This is a genomic window from Rhodomicrobium sp. R_RK_3, assembly GCF_002198715.1.
Taxonomy (GTDB): Bacteria; Pseudomonadota; Alphaproteobacteria; order Rhizobiales; family Rhodomicrobiaceae; genus R-RK-3.
Genome location: NZ_MWLK01000018.1, coordinates 74,900 through 94,892 on the forward strand (window position 1 = coordinate 74,900; position 19,993 = coordinate 94,892).

The following is a 19,993-nucleotide window of genomic DNA, read 5'->3' on the forward strand; positions in this document are numbered from 1 at the left end:
CACTGAACCAAGCCTGAGTGCCGGAAGCGGTCAGCCCGTCTGGCGCTCTTGCGTGACGCGGAGGCGGTCGAGCAGGGTGCGCTTCTGGTCGCCGCCCTCATCCTCCTCGGACGGCTGGCTGGCGGTCTGAGTGCTCCGCGCGGGCTCGGCCTTGGGACCGGGCTCCTCCGCCGGGGCGGCCTGAGCGGAGGCGCGGCTCTCGATGATCTCGCGCAGCACCTGGTCGAGCTTTGGATCCGCAGCGCTGGGCGGGGCTTCTGAACTTGGCGCAGGATTGCCGCCGCCGGATTGCGGCGCGTCCGAAACCACCTCGAATTCGACGTCCAGCGTCTGCGCGGCTTCCTTGCTGAGGGCCGTGACCGCGTCTTCCATCACATCGACGCCATAGCGGCCGGTCTCGCCCGGAGCCTGCTTGGCCGCCTCGCCGCTGCGGACCGGCTGCCGGGGGCCGCGATCGAGCAGCACGCGCAATGCGTCGCGCTTGTCCTGTGTGATCGGCGATGCTGTGGGGGCTGCCGCAGGCGCGACTTCGATCTCCGCCGCCGCTGAGCGTTCGCCGGTCTTGCCATTGGGCTTGGGAGCGGGCGCAGCCGGCTGCTGCGGCACCGCCGGCTCGGTCCAGCGCGAACGCGTCTGGCGCGCGGGCGAGGGGGCGGCCGGTGCGGTGCTGTCGCTCGCCGCCGCTTTCGCCTCGACCTTTTCCGGTGCGGGCGCGGCGGGGCGGGGCGCGGTCACGGCGGCGGGGGCTTCCTTCGGCTTCTCGCCCGGCCAGGGCTGAGCCTTGCCGGCGGGGCGGCCCGGAAGTCCACGCCGGGGACTGGCCGGCGCGGTGTCGGCGCGCGTGCCGGGCCACGGCTTCGGCTCGGGCTCGGGCGCCTTGCGGCTGACCGCCTCGTGGCGTTCCTGCGCCGCGACCGAATGCATGATCTGTTCGCCGAGCTGCTGCAATTCGGTGCGCAGCACGGCGATCTGGCCGGCCTCGCGCTCATGGCCGAGAATCAGTTGCTCGCGCATCTTCGACATCTCGACATTCAGCCGGTCATATTCGGAGCGGTATTCGTCCAGCGTCCATTGTGCGGGGCGGCGCTTGAAGCGGCCCGTGGTGTCGGATCCGGCCTTCTCCAGCGTCTCGCGCAGGCTCTTGATCTCGTGCTGCTGCTGTCCGGCGGAACGCTGGGCGATGGTCAGAGCCTCCTCGCGGCGGCGCAGCTTGCTGGTCAGGTCGGTGACCTCATAGGCCCGTCCGTCCAGCGCGACCTTGGCCGCCGCTACGGCGTTCTCCAGCTCCGGGAAGCGCTTGCGGATGGTGTTCTCGAACACGGCGGCGGCGTTGCGGCGCTCGTCGAGCTGGGTCTGCAGCGCGGCGATGGTGTCCTGCAACTCGCCGATCTGCATCTGCAGCCGGCTGATATCGACGAGCTGGTTGGCGGATTTATCGCGCGTCTTGCTCAATCCGGCCTCAAGCCGCCTGATTTTGATGGCATAAGAGGCCCTGAGCAGATCCTTGTCCGCCTCGATGTCGGACAGCGACATCGGCATCGTCGCCTCCAGCCGCTTGGTGGTGAGGCGAACGGCGCGGTGCCATAGCGTGGGCGCCAGCAGAAAGGCGATCAGGCCGCCTACGCAAAAGCCCAGCATGATCAGCAACGCATACTCGATCATGTGGCAAGGCTCCCTCTCATGCCCGAGTGGGGATCAAAAAGCAATGCAAAGCCGCAAAGCCCGTAAGGCTTGCGGCTTTGGCGGACGGTCCCCATAACCAGCCGCTGCGGTGGGTACTCTAAAACGGATTCCAGGTTGGAGTCCTCGTATATTTCAGATAGCCGACATTGGCCCCCAGGCGGAGACCGACACCGGAACGGATCGGCGCGAGAACGACATCGTCATAAGTCTGAAACGTCACGCCGACGCCTCCGACCAGATAGGCCGACCCGTCGACGCCCGCAAAGCGGTTGTACAATTGGTCGACATTGTGGAGGTTATAAACCAGGATCAGCGTTTTTGATCCCTCGGCGCCGAAATCATAGCCGAAAGACGGGCCTTGCCAATAGGTTCGGTGCAGCCCGGCGTTCTTGGTGTAAAGCATGCCCTCGCCATAGCGCAGGCCCGCGACAAAGGCGCCGCCGGCCTCTTCGCCCAAAATATAGCCGTTCGGGCGGCCCTGCTTGGAGAAGGTGTGCTCGATCACCTGGGCAAGCCCCTTGGAGACGCCGCCGAAAAAGCGCTCGCCTTCCGCCACGATCTCGTTGGAGGAATAGGTGTCCTGCTCGTAGGGCGCGGGCGGGGCGTTGTTATAGCCCTGGTCCTGCGGCGGCGGCAGGTAATCCCGGTTCGACCCCGTCTGATTGTCGTAGCGATTGCTCGGCTGGTTGTCGTAGCGGTTGTTGTAGACGTCGGCCGATGGCGGCGGCGCGGCTTGCGGCTGGCTGCTTCTGCCGGGCGGGGTGATGCGCTGCGGCTCGGCTGGGCCGTCATTGCTGCCTTGCCCGCCCTGGCCGCGCTGCCATGGCGGCAGATATTCGTCCTTCTGCGCCTGCGCGACCTGCGGATTAACCGGCTGCCCGGCCGTCGACTGCGCCAACGCCTCAGAGGCCGCGAACGCGCCGAGAAGCAGCGCCGAAACCGCGGCAAATCTGGACCTGCGCCTGTCTTGCATCGGATTCGCCTTCATGGATTGCATCACCTTACGCCGAGAAGGTTTCGCTTTGATTGCCGATCGCTTCAGCCAAAAGCGATTCGGATCCCCAAGATCGTTAACCAGGAAATGCCACTAAACTTTGGCTGCGCCCAAGTCCAGCGCCGTGTTGCGCCGACCCCAGGCTATAAAGCCTGGATTGAGAAAATTCTCGCCGATTTTTCCATATTTCAGCGGCGTGCCAGCCTCGGAGACGACATAGCCTCCCGCTGCATGCAGAATCGCCTGTCCCGCCGCCGTATCCCACTCCGAAGTGGGGGAGAGTCGCGGGTAGAGATCGGCGCCGCCATCGGCCAGCATGCCGAATTTCAGTGACGAGCTGAATTGCAGCGTCTCGCTGACATTGATGCCGCTCATGAAGCGCGAGGTCGCCTCGTTCAAATGCGAGCGGCTGGTGAGCGCGGTGAGCTTGCCGGGCTCGGGCTCGCGGGTGCGCAAGGGCGTGGTTTGCAGCGCCTCCTGCTCGCCGCGCGAGGGCGAAAGCCGCGCCGAGACCGCCTCGCCGACAGCCGGCGTCAGATAAAGGCTTTCGATCGCGGGGGCGTAAATCAGCCCGAAAACCGGCTCGCCTTGCCGGATCAGGGCGATGTTGACGGTAAAATCCTTGCCGCCGCGCACGAAATCGCGGGTGCCGTCGAGGGGATCGACCAGGAAGAAGGATTTTTGCGGATCGAGCGCGTCGCCGATGACGCTCGCCGATTCCTCCGCCACCACGACGATGCCCGGCGCGAGCCGCGCCAGATCGTTGAGAATCAGCTCCTCCGCCGCCCGGTCGGCATCGGTGACTGGGCTGCCGTCTTCCTTGAAACTCACCTCCGCCGTTGAATTGCGATAGCGCATGATCAACTCGCCGGTGCTCTGGGCTGTTCGAATCAGCGCCGCTGCCAGCTCTTTAATGTCCTCGTCCCGCATGAAAATCCGCTTCCCATAATGCTGGCCTGACTGAAACAGATATATAGCCACGACAGGGATGGCGACAGTGCGTCGCCGTCGATTCGCGCCCTATCGGCTGCCCGCTCACGGTTAAGTCGCTCTTTATCCACCAAATTAGCGATAAAATTTTATTTTGATAACAGTTTGTTATGCTGAATCCGAGCAAAGCAGTAGCGATCTTGGGGCAACATGGCTATCAGCGGCCCGACATAACGCTATTGTAGCCGCGTGCAATCACAACGACCAGCGATACGCCAGGGGGCTCTCATGTCGGAAGCTGCGGTTCTCGACGATCTACATCTTGCGGCTTTCATGTCGAGCAAGATTTGCCATGATCTGGTCGGTCCGGTCGGCGCCATCAGCAACGGTCTGGAGCTGCTCGAGGAGGAAACCGACGAGGAGACGCGCGCCTACGCCTTCGAGCTGATCCAGTTCAGCGCCTCGGTGGCGCGGGCGCGGCTCGAATATGCGCGGCTCGCCTTCGGCGCCTCCTCGGCGCTGGGCAGCGACGTCGATCTCGCCCATGCCGGCAGCGTCGTGCGCGGCTTCGTCGAGGAGGGCAAGCACAAGCTGCATTGGAAGACCTTTGCCGGCGGCCTGGAGAAGACCAAGGTGCGGGTGCTTTTGACGCTGGTCACGGTCGCCATGACCGCGATCCCCGCCGGCGGCGACCTCAAGGTCAACGTCACCGGCAATGCCGAGGCGCCCAATTTCGAGATCCGCTGTTCGGGGCGCGGCGCGCGCATCCCGGAGGGCATCGAGGACATGTTCGCCGGCCGCCCGGCCGATGTCGATCCGCGCTCCATCGTCGGCTATTACGCCTCGCGCATGGCCCAAGCGTCGCGCCTGGCGTTAACCGTGCGGAAAGACGGCACGGATATTGTGTTTCAAGCCAAGTCGATTCGCTAAAACTTGAAGGATCCGGGAGAAGATTCTTCCACGGGTCCCCGTCCGGAGCCTTTCCCGTGCTGCGTCATTTCATTTCCCGCTTCTCGCCCCGGAAACTGTGTCTCGTCGCGGACAACAGCGCCGTCATCCGCCGGGCCGCCGCCTCGATCCTGCGGGACCTGCGCTTCCACGTGGCCGAAGCCGAGAACGGCCAGGACGCCTTGATCAAATGCCACCAGCGCACGCCCGACGCGGTGCTGCTCGACGGGTCGATGGATTATCTCGACGGCTTCGAGTTCCTGCAGGCGCTGAAGGACCGGGCTCTCGCCGGCCAGACCAAGATCATCTTCTGCACCGCCGACCGCGACCCCTCCCGCATCGCCCGCGCCATCGAGGCCGGCGCGCATGAATATGTCATCAAGCCCTTCGACCGCTCGATCCTCACCGCGAAATTCGAAAAGCTTGGGCTGACGGCTTAACGCCGTCCCGCTTGCCGCCCTTCGCGCGCTTTCCAGCAAAATCCTAACGAAGCGCGCGACGCTTCATTTGCACCTCGCGCCTAAGCTGTCCCCGATGCGGCCTTGACGGTGGAGGACAGACGATGACTGCGACCATTATCAATCTCATCATTCAACTCGTCGCGGGAGCCGGCGGCGCCAATGTGCTGGCGAACGCGGTTCGCAAGCTCGATCTCGGCCCGCTGGGCAATACCATCATCGGCGCGCTCGGCGGTTTGGGTGGCGGCAGCCTCGCCGGCGCCATGATGACCGGCGGCGCGACCGCCCTCGGCACGACGGCCGGGCTGGATTTCGGCACGCTGCTGACGCAGGTGATCGCGGGCGGCGTCGGCGGACCGGTGCTCACGGCCGTGGTGGCGATGGTCAAGAATGCGATGGCCGGCCAACGGCCCGCGTAAGACGCGGTCCGCGAAACCCGACGGGCGCGGGACTCGTCTTTGCAAAGCCATGCTCCAGCCAGAGGGCGGGCGTTTTGTCCCGGTCCCATCGGGCCGGGCTCCTGCGCCCTCTCGCCTTGCATGGAAAATAAACCCGCGCCTGTGCCTCCTCCTGCCGGTGGCCATGATGGCGCTGCTATCTGGGCCGACGGCGATAGAGCACTTGCCCAAGGGGCGCCACATGAGGCCGCGCCCCTTGCGGCGAGCCTCGAACGCGCCCGCTCTCCGCACAGGACAGCTCCGGGCAAGGCGTTCGACGCAGGCTTCAGCAATGGCTCCAGGCGCAAGCGAAGCAGCACCGCAACCGTCACGGCAGCATGGCACAGGGCGTGTATTCTAGCGTCGGCGCATAAGCTCAACGCAGGCCCGCATCTGACATGGGTGCGGGCGAAAACCTTCGATCGTGAAATATCAGGCGCGACTGCAAATAGATCCGGCCAGCCCTGCCGGTCGCAGTGACCACGGAAACCCCATGCTTCCGCGCTCTGCAATGCCGCCGGGACCGGCGGCAGCGTGTTTGATCGGTGCCGGAAGCGGGAAGCGCTAAGCGGCGGCCGAGGAATGATCCTTAGGGTCCCGCAGCACATAGCCGCGTCCCCATACGGTTTCGATGTAGTGATCGCCGCCGGTCGCCATCGCCAGCTTCTTGCGCAGCTTGCAGATGAAAACGTCGATGATCTTCAGCTCGGGTTCGTCGATGCCGCCATAGAGATGATTGAGGAACATCTCCTTGGTCAAGGTCGTACCCTTACGGAGGGAAAGCAGCTCAAGCATCTGATATTCCTTGCCGGTCAGATGCACCCGCTCGTCGCCGACTTCGACCGTCTTGGTGTCGAGATTGACGACGAGGCCGCCGGTGTTGATCACCGACTGCGCATGGCCCTTGGCGCGGCGCACGATGGCGTGAATGCGCGCCACCAGCTCGTCTTTGTGAAAGGGCTTGGTCATGTAGTCGTCGGCGCCGAAGCCGAGGCCGCGCACCTTGTCTTCCGTGCCGGCCATGCCGGAAAGGATCAGGATGGGCGTCTTTACCTTGCTGACGCGCAGCGTACGAAGCACTTCGTAACCGCTGATGTCGGGCAAGTTCAGGTCGAGAAGGATAATGTCGTAATCGTAGATCTTGCCGAGATCCACGCCCTCTTCGCCCAAATCGGTGGTGAAGACATTGAAGCCATCGGACTGAAGCATCAATTCGATGCTTTGGGCCGTCGCCCGGTCGTCCTCGATAAGCAATACCCTCATCCTCTTTCCTCTTATAGATCGAAGCCCAGCGAGCCGGATCGCCTCGCATCGCTTGCAGCACGCGATTGGGCAGGGTTAATTTGAAGTCAAAAGTAAACGGAACAGGTTAACAAAAGACTGAACTCCGGGAGTTTGGATGGGGCCGGACGGCCCTGGGTACTCATACCTACTACACGCTTAGCGTGCATAACGCGGAAAACGCGGTCCGATTCGGCTGAGACTCATGATACGCAAGACCATGACAGAACGCGGGCATGGCGGATGGAATCCGGCGCACGCAAATCATACTCGCGTTGCCGAAGCGAATAAAGCCCGCATGCCATGGATTTGGCCGTAACAGCTCGAAAAATGCTGCTTGCCTTCGTCGTCCACGCAGCATGGGCCGGAAACTTCCGGTTTTGCCGCGCCTTCCGTCAACGGCCGGCGCTTGCCGCCGTCCGAATCACCCGCAAACGAAAATTAGCAGAATTTGTGACGCATCCATAGGTTGCGCACCGGTTTTATATCAGAAGGATTGGCGCTGTGGCCGCAACGCACCGCTTGTGGTTTACCACCGCTTAATGTCTCGCGAGCATCATTCTTCTGGGCCAATCCGCGATGCCGCATGACTTGCCGATTGTGACATCGCCACCAGAGAGGAGTGCTCGCCGCCAACGGCGGCGGGAGCTTGTGCACGCGATGAAATCCAACGACACATTGCTGAAACTGCGCCGATTCGAGGTCAACGAAAAGCAGCAGAAGATCGCCGAGATCGAGATGATGATCGTCGACTTCAGGCGCATGGCCGACGACCTCAGCCACCAGATCCGCGTCGAGGAGGAGGCCTGTAACATCCGCGACGTCAATCACTTCGCCTATCCGACCTATGCCAAGGCCGCCCGGCAGAGGCGCGACAATCTTCTGGCCTCGATCGGCGATCTCGAAGCCAAGCTTGCCGAGGCCCGCGCGGAACTGGCCGAATCGAATGAAGAGCTAAAAAAATCGGAACTGGTCGAGGAGCGCAGCCTGATCGAGCACGACCGCAGCCATGCCGGTCCGCACGCGCTCGCCGTGCCGCTCGGCCTGATGCAAACCCTCGCCAACCGGACGCTCGGCAGCTAAGCGCGACCGCCGACACCGCCCAAACCCGCCGCCGGCCTTGTGAACAGACCGGCGGATTTTCTTGCGCCGGCCCTAAAAATTCCAACACTAGGGCTGACGCAAGGAGTTCGAGTCGTGCCCTCATTCGATATTGTCTCGCAGACCGATCTGGCCGAGGTCGACAACGCCCTCCAGAATATGGCGCGCGAGATCACCACGCGCTATGACTTCAAAGGCTCCAAAAGCCGGATCGAGCGCAAGGATCTCGAGATCGTCATCCATGCCGATGATGATCTCAAACTCAAGCAGATGCATGAGCTGCTGCAGGGCCATCTGGCCAAGCGCAAGATCGAGCCCGGCGTGCTCGACTACAAAACCGTCGAGAAGGCGGCCGGCCAGTCGGTGCGGCAGACGGTCCAGATCAAGACCGGCATCGACAAGGAATTGGCCAAACGCATCGTCAAGGATATAAAAAATTCCAAAATGAAGGTGCAGGTCGCCATTCAGGGGGACGAACTGCGCGTAACGGGCAAGAAGCGCGACGACCTCCAGGAGGTCATCGCCTTCGTCAAGACCCTGGATATCGAAATGCCGCTGCAGTTCGAAAATTTCAGGGACTAGATCACGAAACCCGCTCCAGGGCAGCGCATGCGCCGGGCCAATCTATTGGATGGGCCTGCGCTCGGCCACCATGGAGACGGTTGGGGGTTTTTCATGCGCGCGATGGCAACGCTATTGGGGGTGATGCTGGCTGCCGGGCTGAACGCCTGCACCGCTGGCGGCTTGCCGAAAATGGCGCTGCTCGACGATGGTGCCGACGAGGCCAAATCCCAGGAGGCGGCGGCGATCGCGGCGGATAAGGGCGTCGATGTCGCCAATGCGCCGCCCGTGCCCGATCGCGAGCAGCGGCGGCGCAAACCCGGGGCCGCCACGGCGGCGAAGGCATCGCCGGCGCCCGCCCAGACCGCGGCCCCCGAGGATGCGTCCAAGAAAACGGCCGGGCTGTCGCTGCCGAGCCTTGGCGATGTGAAGATTTTCGCCGCCCCCGCCGCCTATGCACCGGATTCGGTGCAATGGGAGCAGGATCCGGTCGGCGTCTACAGCGTGCTCGCCCAGCAGATCCGCGCCTGCTGGCTGAAGCCGGGCGTAACAAAGCTGCCCGATCATGGTTTCCACGCCGACGTCGCGCCGGGCGACAAGGACGCCACCATCATCATTTTCAAGAAGGACGAGGAAGGCCGGCGCGGTCCGCTCGCCTTCCGCATCCAGATCAGCAGCGACATCGGCGGCGGCTCGACCGTGCGCGCCGAGAACCGACGGCTCGACGCCAAGATGGACAGTGATTTCAAGGCCGACCTCGCCCGCTGGGCGAAGGGCAAGCCGGAATGCTGACAGGCCTGCCGGCAGCGCAAGCGTCCCGCGAATTTTCCAGATTAAAATCATAAGAATGCAGATCACCGTTGCCTCCGTTTTCAGAGCCTTGCAGTTCGGGCGGGTGCCTCCGGCGCCGGCGGCAGCCGCTCCAATTTTGACAATTTCGCCTGATAGTTCAGCGGCCGGGGATTGTTGCGGGGGATGGGAGTGGCCATTGCGTAAGGCATCGATAGGCACGGCGTGCCTGCTCGTGATGCTTGCGGCTGGCTGCGCGAAGAAAGACCCCGTCCTCTCCCGCATCGAGGGCGCCGAACCCCAACGCCTTTCCTTCGGCACGCCCGAAGCCGTGCAGAAATCCTTCACCGAGCAGATGAAGGTCTGCTGGTTCAGCGGCGCCTCGCCCTTGCTGAGCGGCTACCAATACGACACCACCCCCGCGACCCTGGAGACGGGCGACGGCCTGACCCCCTTGCAGCAGGTCACGATCAGCTCGGGCCAGGGTCCGCAGGCGCAGATTTTCATCGTGCAGTTCTATCCCTTCAACGACAACACGCTGATTTCGACGCGCAACCAGTCCTTTCCGGTCGAGCTGGCGGCGCGTCTGAAGCGCGATGTCGAGACCTGGATCTTCGGCCGGGGCGAATGCGAGGAGCCGAAGGCTCGCGGCGGTTACGCGTCGGTGCCGGCGCTCAGCCCGCAGACGAGTTCGGCCGGCGCGGTGCAGACCTCCGCCAGCGGCTGGTCCGGCAGCCAGGAGCCGAGCCCCGGATCGTCGATCCGGTAGGGGGAGCAAAGCGGTCCGGCGGAAGCTGAGCGCGCGATTCCGCAGCAACTCAGTAAGTCGCCTGCGCCCCGGCGGAAGGCCGGTTTCGCGTTCGCAAGCGTTGCGTGGAAGAGCCCTGCGAGCCGCCTAGAAATCGAACGCGCTCTGCGCCGGATGCGGCTGCTTCGCCTGAACCTTCAGGTTGACGATTTCCTGGCCGGACAGGGCGTGCATGCGGGCCGCGACCATGCCGCGATGGCAGTGCGAGGCGGCCTTCTCCAGGCACAGCAGACACACCGTCTCCGCCGCCGCAAAAGCCAGCGCCCGGCGCGCCTCGGGGCCGTCCAGATGCGCGGCGAAGATCTCACGGAAGGCGGCCGCGTGGCCGGCGCGCGCGGCTTCGCGGCCAGGCGGCGGGTTGCCCAAAGCGCGCAGATGCGTATAGGCGATGCCGAAATCGGCGAGGGCGGCGGCGAGCGTGTCGGTGGTGAATTCCTCGCGGCGCGAATAGGGCGCCTCGCGCACGTCCAAAAGCCGGGTCACGCCCGCGCTTTTCAGCGTCGCGATCAGATCCTCGATCGCCGCGCCTTCATAGCCGATGGTGCAAATCTTCGGCAGTGCCACTGCACACTCCGCCAGTCCCGAGCTTGCGCGAGGCTAGCGGCAACAGCGGTTTGTGTAAATGAGAGCGCGCCGGCGTCCCGTCGCCGATCCCCGCCTTATCCCCGGGATTCGAAGGATTAAGCGCGGTAGTCCTGGACGCGGGTGGCGCGCAGGCCGGGCAGGCCGTGCCGGTCGATCGAGCGCTGCCAGCTCAGAAATTCGTCCACCGTCAGACGGTAGCGGTTGCAGGCGTCGCTGAGACTGAGCAACCCGCCCCGAACGGCGGCCACGACTTCGGCCTTGCGGCGGATGACCCATCTCTTGGTGGTGACCGGGGGCAGATCGGCAATGGTCAGCGGGCTGCCATCCGGCCCCATCACATATTTTACGCGCAGTCTGAACTGTTCGGTCATCGGACTCTCTACAAACGACTTGACCTCGACCTCGCCAATTTACGCCGCCTCGCTTAATGTTGGTTTAATTCGCAAAGTTAATAAAACATAGAAACTTGAAACCGCAGCGCGAATGTCTGAAATAATTGCACGTTATGAGGGAAATATCCAATCTATCGAAGCTTAGGCTCTGTAACGATTGAGCATCCGTCTAGAAGATTTATTTGTATGTTGCCATTGCACTGTATCGCCTTCGAACGCCGGCGCGAAAATTTGACTTGGAGATGACGTTTGTAACCCAAAATTTCACCCTCCAGCGCATATCCACCGTATCAAAATCACCCATGTCGTTTGCCGCATTTGGCTGCCATACTGCCGCGCGAGCAGAGATTCAAGGAGATGCATATGAGCGGACGAGCCCGGCGGATCGTGATTTGGCTTGTGGCGCTGTTGATCGCGATTCCGGTGATCGGCGCGGGCGCAGGCTATGTCTGGTGGAGCCGCGCCCTTCCCAAACTTGCCGGTGACGTGCAGCTCAAGGGCCTCGGCGCCGATGTCCGCGTCGTCCGCGACCGCCACGGGGTGCCGCATATCTTCGCCAAATCCCTGCCCGACGCGGCCCGCGCGCTCGGCTATCTGCATAGCCAGGACCGCTTTTTCCAGATGGACATCACCCGCCGGGTGAGCGAGGGACGGCTCGCCGAAATCATCGGCCCGCGCGGCCTGTCGCTCGACCGGCTCTACCGCACGCTCGATCTCGCCGGCAGCGGCCGCGCCTCCTACGCCGCGCTGGCCCCGGACGTGAAGGCGTATCTGCAAGCCTATGCGGACGGCGTAAACAGTTGGCTCGCCGAGAGCGGGCAGGCGCTGCCGGTCGAATACACCGTGCTCGGCTTCAAGCCGGAGCCTTGGCGGCCGGAGGATTCGCTGGTCTGGGGCAAGGCCATGGCCTGGAAGCTCAGCGCCAACTGGCGGCAGGACGCCTCGCGCGCGCGCCTCGCGGCCCGCGTCGGCCTTGAGCGCGCCGAGCGCATGTACCCGCCGAAACTTCCCGAATCGCCGGTGACGCTGAAGCCGGAATTGAGCAGCGCCGTGACGCGCGGCGCGGTGTTCGGCGCGAGCGGGCCGCGCTTCGCCAAGGCCAGCGACGCCATGCTCGACAGGCTGCTGGCGCTGCCGAGCGTCGGAGCGGGCGCCTCGAATGAGTGGGTCATCAGCGGCGCCCGCAGCATCACCGACAAGCCGCTGCTCGCCAACGACCCGCATCTCGAGCTGAACATCCCGATCCTTTGGTATCTGGCGCGGATCACCACCCCCGAGATCACCATCACCGGCGCGACCGCGCCCGGCACGCCCATCGTGCTGCTCGGCCAGAACGAGCACATCGCCTGGGGCAGCACCACGACCGACAGCGACACGCAGGACCTGTTCGTCGAGACCGAGACGCCCGACCGCGCCGGCACCTACCAGACACCGGACGGGCCGCAATCGATCCGCTCCGAGCGCATCGTCATCAAGGTGAAGGGCGCGGGCGATGTCGAGCTGAACCGGCGCGAGACGCGGCACGGGCCGGTGATCTCGGACGCGATCGCCGATGCGCAGGGTCTCGGCGCCGACGGCACGCTGATCAGCCTCGCCTGGACCGGCTTCAGCACCGCCGACCGCACCGCCGAGGCGTTCTACCGCATCAATCTGGCCAAGACCAAGGATGAGTTCATGGCCGCGCTGCAACTCTACACGGCGCCGGCGCAGAACATCGTCTATGCCGACCGGGCCGGCAATATCGGCTTCGTCAATGCCGGCGCCGTGCCGATCCGCAAGACCGGCGACGGCCGCTATCCGGCGGAGGGCGGCAGCGGCGCCTCGGATTGGACCGGCATGATCCCATTCGAGGGCTGGCCGCAGCTCTTCAATCCGCCCGCCGGTGCCATCGTCAACGCCAACAATCCCGTGGTCGATAGCGACTACCCCTATTGGTTCGGCCGCGACCAGGCCGCCGGCTACCGGGCGATCCGCATCCTGGAGCGGCTGAGCGCCAAGCCGCGCCACGATCTGGCCAGCATGTCCTCGATCCAGATGGACATCCAGGCGGCGCATGCGCGCGATCTGGTGCCGTTCCTGCTGAAGCTGCAGCCGGAGACGCCGCAGGAGCGGCAGGCCCTCGACCTGCTGCGGAGCTGGGACTTCACCGCCAGTCGCGACCGGCCCGAGCCGCTGATCCTCGACTGGTGGCTGCGGCGCATGAATGAGGATTTGCTCGATGCCAGCCTCGATTCGATCGCGCCCTCGGTCGGCGGCCTCAACGCCTCCGTCGTCGTCTCGATCCTGCGCGATCCGGCCGGCTTTTGCGATGCCGAGGAGGCGGGCGCCGATTGCATGCTGGCGGTCAAGAGCGCCTTCAAGCAGACGCTCGCTGAACTCACCGACGAATATGGCACCGATGTCAGCGACTGGCGCTGGGGCGACGAGCATGTCGCCGAGATGGAGAACCAGGTGCTGGACAACGTCCCCGGCTTCCGGGCGCTGTTCGGCGTCTCCTTCCCGAGCGATGGCGGCTTCTATTCGGTCAATCGCGGCGGCGGCCTCGGCAAGCCGGAGGACAACCATCCGCTGGTCCGGCGCTCCGGCGCCGGCTTCCGCGGCGTCTACGACCTCGCCGACCCCAGCCGTTCGCGCTTCATCATCGCCACCGGCCAGAGCGGCCATCCGCTATCGCGCTTCTATGCGGATCAGCTCGCCCTGTATAAGGCCGGCGAAAGCATAAGGCTGAATTTGACCGAGGATGAGCTGAGCAAGGCGAATAGCGGCACGCTGATCTTCCGGCCTTAGATGACGCGCGGGTCGTGGCGGATCGGCTGTAGCGCCCCGCCCGACCGCTTGCGCTCCGCACTATGCGCATATTCGTCGCCCCGGCCGTCAGAGCCCGGCCTGCTTGCCTCTCCTCTTGCAGCAGCGCTCGCGGTTCCGCCATTGGGTCCCGGCTCACCGCTTCGCGGTGTCCGGGACGACGGGAGAGAGTGCCGCAGCGCAAAGATGCAGAAGTCCCGCACCGACCGTCCCGCGCACCACGTCCCGGGCCCCCCGCAACAAGCGGGTGAGACTTCTCCCTGGATTGCCATATACTAAGGATCAAGTCTCAATCCGCCAAAGGGGCGCCGCATGACCCTTGCCAAGGTCGGTATCGACGACAAGTTCGATCTCGCCGCCGAGCGCGTCTACATCTCCGGCACGCAGACCATCGTCCGCCTCGCCATGATGCAGCAGGCCGCCGATGCCGCGCGCGGGCTCAACACGGCAGGCTATGTCACCGGCTATCGCGGCTCCCCGCTCGGCGGCGTCGACCAGACCTTTTTACGCGCGGCGAAATACACCAAGCCGCACAACATCGTCTTCCAGCCCGGCCTCAACGAAGATCTCGCGGCGACCGCGCTGTGGGGTGCGCAGCAGGCCGAATTGCGTGGCGAGGGCGCCTATGACGGGGTATTCGGCATCTGGTACGGCAAGGGGCCGGGCGTCGACCGCTCCGGCGATGTCTTCCGCCATGCGAATCATGCGGGGACCTCGCGGAATGGCGGCGTGCTGGCGCTGATGGGCGACGACCACACCTGCGAGTCCTCAACCTCCGCGCATCAATCCGAATTCGCCTTCGTCGACGCCATGATGCCGGTCTTGAACCCGGCCAATGTGCAGGAAATCCTCGATTACGGTCTTTATGGCATTGCTCTCTCCCGCTTTGCCGGCGTCTGGGTCGGGCTGAAATGCGTGAAGGACAATATCGAGCAGACCGCAATCATCGACGGCCGCGCCGGGCGCGTCAATCCGGTCATCCCCTCCGATTTCCCGATGCCGCCGGGCGGACTCAACCTGCGCGTCAACGACACCGCGCTCGCCAAGGAAGCGCGCCTGCACGACCATAAGCTCCCCGCCGTGCTCGCCTTCCTGCGCGCCAACAAGCTCGACCGCATGGTGCTGTCCGGCGGGCGGGCGCCGAAAATCGGCATCGTCACCACCGGCAAGAGCTATCAGGACGTCGCCGAGGCGCTGGATTTCCTCGGCATCGACGAAGTCACCGCCGCCAATTACGGCTTGCGGCTCTATAAGCTCGCCATGACATGGCCGGTCGAGCCGGAGGGCATCCGCCGCTTCGCCGAAGGGCTCGACCTCATCATGGTGGTCGAGGAGAAGCGCGCGCTGATCGAGACCCAGCTCAAGGAGCAGCTTTACGGCCTCGCCAATGCGCCCGCCATCATAGGCAAGCGCGACGAGAAGGGCGACTGGCTGCTGCCCGCCAAAGGCGCGCTGGAGCCGGTGCAGATCGCGCTGGCGCTCGCCCGCCGCATCGCCGTGCAGGGGCACGCCGCCGCCATGGCGTCCAAGATCGAGGAACTCGAGGCCGCCGACCGCCATGCCCGCGCGGCGCAGTCGGTCGCCGAGCGCATCCCCTATTTCTGCGCGGGCTGCCCGCATAATTCCTCCACCGTCGTGCCCGAGGGCGCCCGCGCCTATGCCGGCATCGGCTGCCATTACATGGTGCAGTGGATGGACCGCGCCACCGAGGGCTTCACCCACATGGGCGGTGAGGGCGCCAACTGGATCGGCGAGGCGCCCTTCTCGACCCGCCGCCACGTCTTCCAGAATATCGGCGACGGCACCTTCATCCATTCCGGCAGCCTCGCCGTGCGCGCCGCCGTCGCCTCCGGCGTCAACATGACGGTGAAGCTGCTCTATAACGACGCCGTCGCCATGACCGGCGGGCAGGCGCTCGACGGCGCCATGACCGTCTCGCAGATGGCGCACGCGCTGGCGGCGGAAGGCGTCAAGCGCATCGCCATCGTCTCCGACCAGCCCGAAAAATATTCCGCCGGGCAGTTCCCGGCGGGCGCGGCCATCGCCCATCGCGACGACATCGACCCGGTGCAGCGCTCGCTCTCCGAGACCGCCGGCGTCACCGCGCTGATCTACGACCAGACCTGCGCCGCCGAAAAGCGCCGCCGCCGCAAGCGCGGGACGTTCCCCAATCCCGACAAGCGCGTGCTCATCAACGAGCTGGTCTGCGAGGGCTGCGGCGATTGCGGCGTGCAGTCCAACTGCGTCGCCATCGAGCCGGTTGAGACCGAGTTCGGCCGCAAGCGCGCCATCGACCAGGACGCCTGCAACAAGGATTTCTCCTGCATAAAAGGCTTTTGCCCGAGCTTCGTCACCGTGCATGGCGGTCAGCGGCGCAAAGCCGAGCGGCAGAGCGGCCCGGACGCGGCCGCCTTCGCCGATCCGGCCGAACCCGCCATGCCCTCGCTCGACCGTCCCTATTCCATGGTGATGACGGGCGTCGGCGGCACCGGCGTGGTGACGGTCGGCGCGGTGCTCGGCATGGCCGCGCATCTGGAAGGCAAGGGCGCCGGCATCATCGATATGTCGGGCCTCGCGCAGAAGGGCGGCCCGGTTGCCGTGCATGTGCGCATCGCCGAGCGCCCGGAGGACATCAACGCCATCCGCGCCTCTTCGGCCGGGGCCGATCTGGTGGTCGGCGGCGACCTGCTGGTGGCGGGATCGGGCAAGGTGCTCAGCGTGGTGCGCGCCGGACGGACGCGCATCGTCGCCAGCCCGCACGAGACCATGACCGGCGACTTCACCCGCACGCCCGACTTTTCGCTCCCCGCCGTCGCGCTTCGCCGCGCGCTGGAGGACAGGGCAGGGGCGGGCGCCTGCAATTTCATCGACGCGCAGAGCTACGCCGCCGCGCTGACCGGCGACAAGGCGATGGCCAACATCCTCCTGCTCGGCTTTGCCTATCAGAAGGGCCTCTTGCCTCTTTCCGCCGAGGCCATCAACGAGGCGATCCAGCTGAACGGCGTCGCCATCGGGGCCAACCAGCAGGCCTTCCGCTGGGGCCGCCTGCTCGCCATCGACGAAGCGCCGATTGCGGCACTGGTCGCAAAGCGCGCCAAGCCCATCGAAGGCGAAAGCCTGTCTCGCACGCTGGACGAGGCCATCGCACGCCGCGTCCGGTTCCTCACCGCCTATCAGGACGCCGCCTATGCCGAGCTCTACCGCTCCCGCGTCGAGGCGATCCGCGCCCGCGAGGCAAAGCTTGCGCCCGGCAGCGAGGCGCTGACACTTGCGGTGGCAAAGAACCTGTTCAAGCTGATGGCCTATAAGGATGAGTATGAGGTCGCCCGGCTCTATACGGACGGCTCCTTCCAACGCCAGCTCGCGCGCGAATTCGAGGGCGATTACAAGCTGGAGTTCCACCTCGCGCCGCCCTTGTTTTCGAAGCCCGACCCCGAGACCGGGCGGCCGCGCAAACTGCGCTTCGGCGGCTGGATGATGACCGGCTTCCGCCTGCTGGCGCGGATGAAGGGCCTGCGCGGCAGCCGCTGGGACGTCTTCGGCTACAATGCCGAGCGCCGCCAGGAGCGCCAGCTCATTGCCGATTACGAGGCGATGCTGGACGAGATCGCCCAGCTCCTGCGCCCCGAGACGCTGGCCGCCGCGACGGCGCTGGCCTCGGTGCCGGAGCAGATCCGCGGCTACGGCCCGGTGAAGGCGGCGGCGATCGAGAAGGCGAGACTCCGCCAGCGGGAACTGCGCGATGCGCTGCATGGTCCGCAGCCGGTAAACCGGCGGGCAGCCTGAGCGGCCCCCGACCGCGTGTGAGAAAATGCAGGATGTAAGAGCAGCCTTTTGAGCGGGTGCATTTAGTCGGAACGCTGGGCGCGACGCATCCTCTTTTGTCATTCCCGCGAAGGCGGGAATCCAGCCGCGTTACGGCAGGCCCATCAAGGATGACGGCGCCGACCGAATCCAACACAGCCGATCCGCTTTAGCGAGGGGCGACCAGAACGCGTCGCCGCTTTGCCCTGCTGCATCTGGTTTTAAGCTGGCCCCGAAACTGAATTCAGCGCGCAGCTAGCTTGAATTAAATTTTTGATCCCGATATTGCCGCTGTAACGAAAATATATTCGCTCTGCCACGAAGGTTGCTTGCGTAAGGAGGAATGGTTTTCTATATTTCGACCCCGATTACAGCCCAAAGGGCATCGCACGGAGGCACATAATGGCTCTGCAACTCGGTCAGGTCGCGCCCGATTTCGAAGCGGACACGACCCAAGGACATATTCATTTTCATGAATGGCTCGGTGATAGCTGGGGCGTACTGTTTTCGCATCCAAAAAACTTCACCCCGGTCTGCACCACCGAGCTGGGCACCATGGCCGGGCTGAAAAGCGAGTTCGATCGCCGCAACGTCAAGATCCTCGGCCTCAGCGTCGATCCGGTCGAGGACCACAACCGCTGGGCCGACGACATTCGCGACGTGACTGGCTTTGCGCCGAACTACCCGCTGATCGGCGACCCGAACCTGAAGATCGCCAAGCTCTACGAGATGCTGCCGGCCGGCGCGGGCGAGACCTCGCAAGGCCGCACCCCGGCCGACAACGCCACCGTTCGCAATGTCTTCGTCATCGCGCCGGACAAGACCATCAAGCTGATCCTCACCTATCCGATGACCACGGGCCGCAATTTCGATGAGATCCTGCGCGTGATCGACTCGCTGCAGCTCACCGCCAAGCACAAGGTTGCGACGCCCGCCAACTGGAAACAGGGCGACGACGTCATCATCACCGCCGCCGTCTCCGACGAGGAAGCCAAGGGCAAGTTCCCGCAAGGCTGGAAGCAGCCAAAGCCCTATATCCGGCTGGTCAATCCGCCGAAGAACTGACGCCGGTTTCTACTGCCTGGGCAAATTGGGACCCAGACCGGGTGATGCGGTCTGGGTCTTTTTTATTGATTGTTTGGGATCCTCGTGGCGAGTGCTTATCTTGACTGGGACAATGTGAGGTACACAGCTTGTCTAGGCGCACAGGACATGAGATAAACGAGCGGACCTCCATCGATTTTGATCGCATCACCATCGAAACCGGGAAGCGCGGCGGGCAACCCTGCATTCGCGGGATGCGGATCACCGTGGCCGACGTGCTCGATTATCTTGCAGCAGGCATGAGCCACCAGGAGATCCTGGCCGATTTTCCGGAACTGGTCGAGGAAGACATCCAGGCGGCCCTGGCATTTGCCGCTAGGAGCCAGCGCCGCGCCCTGCTGGCGTGAGGCTTCTGCAATTGATCATCGGAGCGAGTCGCAAGCATACACAGTAGCTGTGCCGCCAGCGCTTCGGCCCTCGCCCTGCCGCATACAAGCCATGAGCGAAACGCGCAGCTCGGGGCGCGGCGGCTGCCCTATCTTTGCCTGCTGGGAGGCGAAAAACCCAAATGCTCATCAAGACATGGCTGCTGTTCATGGCGGTCGCGATCCTGCCTGTGCTCAGCCCGGGGCCGGGCATGCTGCTGGCAATCTCAAACGCGCTGCGCTACGGCCCGCAGGCGACGTTCTATTCCGCGCTCGGCAATTCGATCGGCCTCACTGCACTCGGCCTGTTCATCGCCTTCGGCCTCGCCGCCATCCTCGAAGTCTCCGCCGCCGCCTTCACCATCATCAAGATCATCGGCGCGGCCTATCTCGCCTATCTCGGCATCAAGCTGTGGATCGACGGCAAGGCAATCTCGCTGCCCGGCGACGTCGTCCCCGTGATGAGCCGGGCCAAACTCTTCCGGCAGGCCTTCTTCCTCTCGATCACCAACCCGAAGGCGCTGGTGCTGATGGCGGCGCTGTTCCCGCCCTTCATCGACCGCGCCGAGCCACTATTCGCGCAAGCCGTCATCATGTCGCTAACCTATGCCGCGATGTGTTTCGCCAACCATCTGATGCTGGCATTCGCGGGCGGCAAGATTCGGCGCTTCCTGTCGTCGGAGAAGCGCATCACCACCGTGCGCCGCGCGCTCGGCACGCTGTTCATCGCGTTTGGCGCGGCGCTCGCGACGGCGAGCCGGTGACCGGAATTTTGCGCTGTGGGGGATTGGGTGGAAGGCCGGCAGACAACCCGAGTCGGATTCGTTAGGGCTGCTTCCTTCCGGACCTGACCCGATTGGCGAGCAACTCGTCTGCCGCCAACCTTCCGCTTTCTATATCGGGCCAATCGCGCCGCCGCGCAAGCCCGTTTGCGCGCGCATCGGCGGC

General features: G+C 64.5%; 17 protein-coding genes, 1 other RNA gene and 1 pseudogene. 12 read left to right on the top strand and 7 right to left on the bottom strand.

The window, feature by feature from the left end:
- Positions 1 to 30: 30 nt before the first annotated feature.
- The 3 genes and pseudogenes from BLEFHOIH_RS09915 to cysQ form a co-directional block, all read right to left on the bottom strand.
- Complete coding sequence (locus tag BLEFHOIH_RS09915; RefSeq protein WP_088344910.1) at positions 31 to 1,662, bottom strand: hypothetical protein; 1,632 nt, start codon at positions 1,660 to 1,662, stop codon at positions 31 to 33.
- A 118-nt stretch (positions 1,663 to 1,780) separates the two neighbouring features.
- Positions 1,781 to 2,260: pseudogene (locus BLEFHOIH_RS27245) on the bottom strand (DUF1134 domain-containing protein); the annotation flags it as partial.
- A 510-nt stretch (positions 2,261 to 2,770) separates the two neighbouring features.
- Entirely contained in the window at positions 2,771 to 3,607 is an 837-nt protein-coding gene (cysQ, locus tag BLEFHOIH_RS09925; RefSeq protein ID WP_088344912.1) for a 3'(2'),5'-bisphosphate nucleotidase CysQ, read from the bottom strand.
- A 288-nt stretch (positions 3,608 to 3,895) separates the two neighbouring features.
- On the opposite strand from cysQ, the gene BLEFHOIH_RS09930 reads away from it, so the two are divergent.
- The 3 genes from BLEFHOIH_RS09930 to BLEFHOIH_RS09940 all read left to right on the top strand — a co-directional run bounded on the left by BLEFHOIH_RS09930 (position 3,896) and on the right by BLEFHOIH_RS09940 (position 5,432).
- Positions 3,896 to 4,537 (top strand): histidine phosphotransferase family protein, encoded by a 642-nt coding sequence (locus tag BLEFHOIH_RS09930; RefSeq protein ID WP_088344914.1) that lies wholly within the window; start codon positions 3,896 to 3,898, stop codon positions 4,535 to 4,537.
- A gap of 56 nt (positions 4,538 to 4,593) precedes the next feature.
- Positions 4,594 to 4,995: a response regulator gene (locus tag BLEFHOIH_RS09935; protein WP_245296952.1), complete on the top strand. Its 402-nt coding sequence runs from the start codon at positions 4,594 to 4,596 to the stop codon at positions 4,993 to 4,995.
- Between the two features lie 122 nt (positions 4,996 to 5,117).
- Entirely contained in the window at positions 5,118 to 5,432 is a 315-nt protein-coding gene (locus BLEFHOIH_RS09940) for a hypothetical protein (protein ID WP_088344916.1), read from the top strand.
- Positions 5,433 to 6,014: 582 nt separating this feature from the next.
- On the opposite strand, the gene BLEFHOIH_RS09945 is transcribed toward BLEFHOIH_RS09940, so the two are convergent.
- The gene (locus BLEFHOIH_RS09945) at positions 6,015 to 6,713 is read right to left on the bottom strand and encodes a response regulator transcription factor CtrA (RefSeq protein ID WP_088344918.1); all 699 of its coding nucleotides are present in this window, start codon (positions 6,711 to 6,713) and stop codon (positions 6,015 to 6,017) included.
- 678 nt (positions 6,714 to 7,391) lie between these two features.
- On the opposite strand from BLEFHOIH_RS09945, the gene BLEFHOIH_RS09950 reads away from it, so the two are divergent.
- From BLEFHOIH_RS09950 to BLEFHOIH_RS09965, 4 genes are all read left to right on the top strand, one after another.
- Positions 7,392 to 7,814 carry a flagellar export protein FliJ gene (locus tag BLEFHOIH_RS09950; protein WP_088344920.1) on the top strand — a complete coding sequence of 141 codons (423 nt, stop codon included), beginning with the start codon at positions 7,392 to 7,394 and terminating at the stop codon, positions 7,812 to 7,814.
- A 114-nt stretch (positions 7,815 to 7,928) separates the two neighbouring features.
- The gene (locus BLEFHOIH_RS09955) at positions 7,929 to 8,414 is read left to right on the top strand and encodes a YajQ family cyclic di-GMP-binding protein (protein WP_088344922.1); all 486 of its coding nucleotides are present in this window, start codon (positions 7,929 to 7,931) and stop codon (positions 8,412 to 8,414) included.
- A 93-nt stretch (positions 8,415 to 8,507) separates the two neighbouring features.
- On the top strand, positions 8,508 to 9,185 hold the full coding sequence (locus BLEFHOIH_RS09960; protein WP_125461648.1) for a hypothetical protein: 678 nt from the start codon (positions 8,508 to 8,510) through the stop codon (positions 9,183 to 9,185).
- Positions 9,186 to 9,381: 196 nt separating this feature from the next.
- Positions 9,382 to 9,951 carry a hypothetical protein gene (locus BLEFHOIH_RS09965; RefSeq protein WP_125461649.1) on the top strand — a complete coding sequence of 190 codons (570 nt, stop codon included), beginning with the start codon at positions 9,382 to 9,384 and terminating at the stop codon, positions 9,949 to 9,951.
- A 126-nt stretch (positions 9,952 to 10,077) separates the two neighbouring features.
- Here the strand turns inward: BLEFHOIH_RS09965 and BLEFHOIH_RS09970 are convergent, their stop codons facing one another.
- Together BLEFHOIH_RS09970 and BLEFHOIH_RS09975 are read right to left on the bottom strand one after the other, a co-directional pair.
- Positions 10,078 to 10,554 carry a DUF488 domain-containing protein gene (locus tag BLEFHOIH_RS09970; RefSeq protein ID WP_210191682.1) on the bottom strand — a complete coding sequence of 159 codons (477 nt, stop codon included), beginning with the start codon at positions 10,552 to 10,554 and terminating at the stop codon, positions 10,078 to 10,080.
- Positions 10,555 to 10,670: 116 nt separating this feature from the next.
- On the bottom strand, positions 10,671 to 10,946 hold the full coding sequence (locus BLEFHOIH_RS09975; protein ID WP_088344928.1) for a DUF1153 domain-containing protein: 276 nt from the start codon (positions 10,944 to 10,946) through the stop codon (positions 10,671 to 10,673).
- A 384-nt stretch (positions 10,947 to 11,330) separates the two neighbouring features.
- Between BLEFHOIH_RS09975 and BLEFHOIH_RS09980 the strand changes: the two genes are divergently transcribed.
- The 5 genes from BLEFHOIH_RS09980 (at position 11,331) to BLEFHOIH_RS10000 (ending at position 19,809) form a co-directional block, all read left to right on the top strand.
- Positions 11,331 to 13,754, top strand: a complete 2,424-nt coding sequence (locus tag BLEFHOIH_RS09980; RefSeq protein WP_170937094.1) for a penicillin acylase family protein — start codon at positions 11,331 to 11,333, stop codon at positions 13,752 to 13,754.
- A 330-nt stretch (positions 13,755 to 14,084) separates the two neighbouring features.
- A complete protein-coding gene (locus BLEFHOIH_RS09985; protein WP_088344932.1) occupies positions 14,085 to 17,558 on the top strand; it encodes an indolepyruvate ferredoxin oxidoreductase family protein in 3,474 nt (1,157 codons plus the stop codon).
- 420 nt (positions 17,559 to 17,978) lie between these two features.
- Entirely contained in the window at positions 17,979 to 18,641 is a 663-nt protein-coding gene (locus tag BLEFHOIH_RS09990; RefSeq protein WP_088344934.1) for a peroxiredoxin, read from the top strand.
- Positions 18,642 to 18,811: 170 nt separating this feature from the next.
- Positions 18,812 to 19,027 carry a DUF433 domain-containing protein gene (locus BLEFHOIH_RS09995; RefSeq protein WP_088345170.1) on the top strand — a complete coding sequence of 72 codons (216 nt, stop codon included), beginning with the start codon at positions 18,812 to 18,814 and terminating at the stop codon, positions 19,025 to 19,027.
- 161 nt (positions 19,028 to 19,188) lie between these two features.
- A complete protein-coding gene (locus BLEFHOIH_RS10000) occupies positions 19,189 to 19,809 on the top strand; it encodes a LysE family transporter (protein ID WP_088344936.1) in 621 nt (206 codons plus the stop codon).
- 27 nt (positions 19,810 to 19,836) lie between these two features.
- On the opposite strand, the gene ffs is transcribed toward BLEFHOIH_RS10000, so the two are convergent.
- Positions 19,837 to 19,932: signal recognition particle sRNA small type (gene ffs / locus BLEFHOIH_RS10005), an RNA gene on the bottom strand.
- Positions 19,933 to 19,993: the final 61 nt, after the last annotated feature.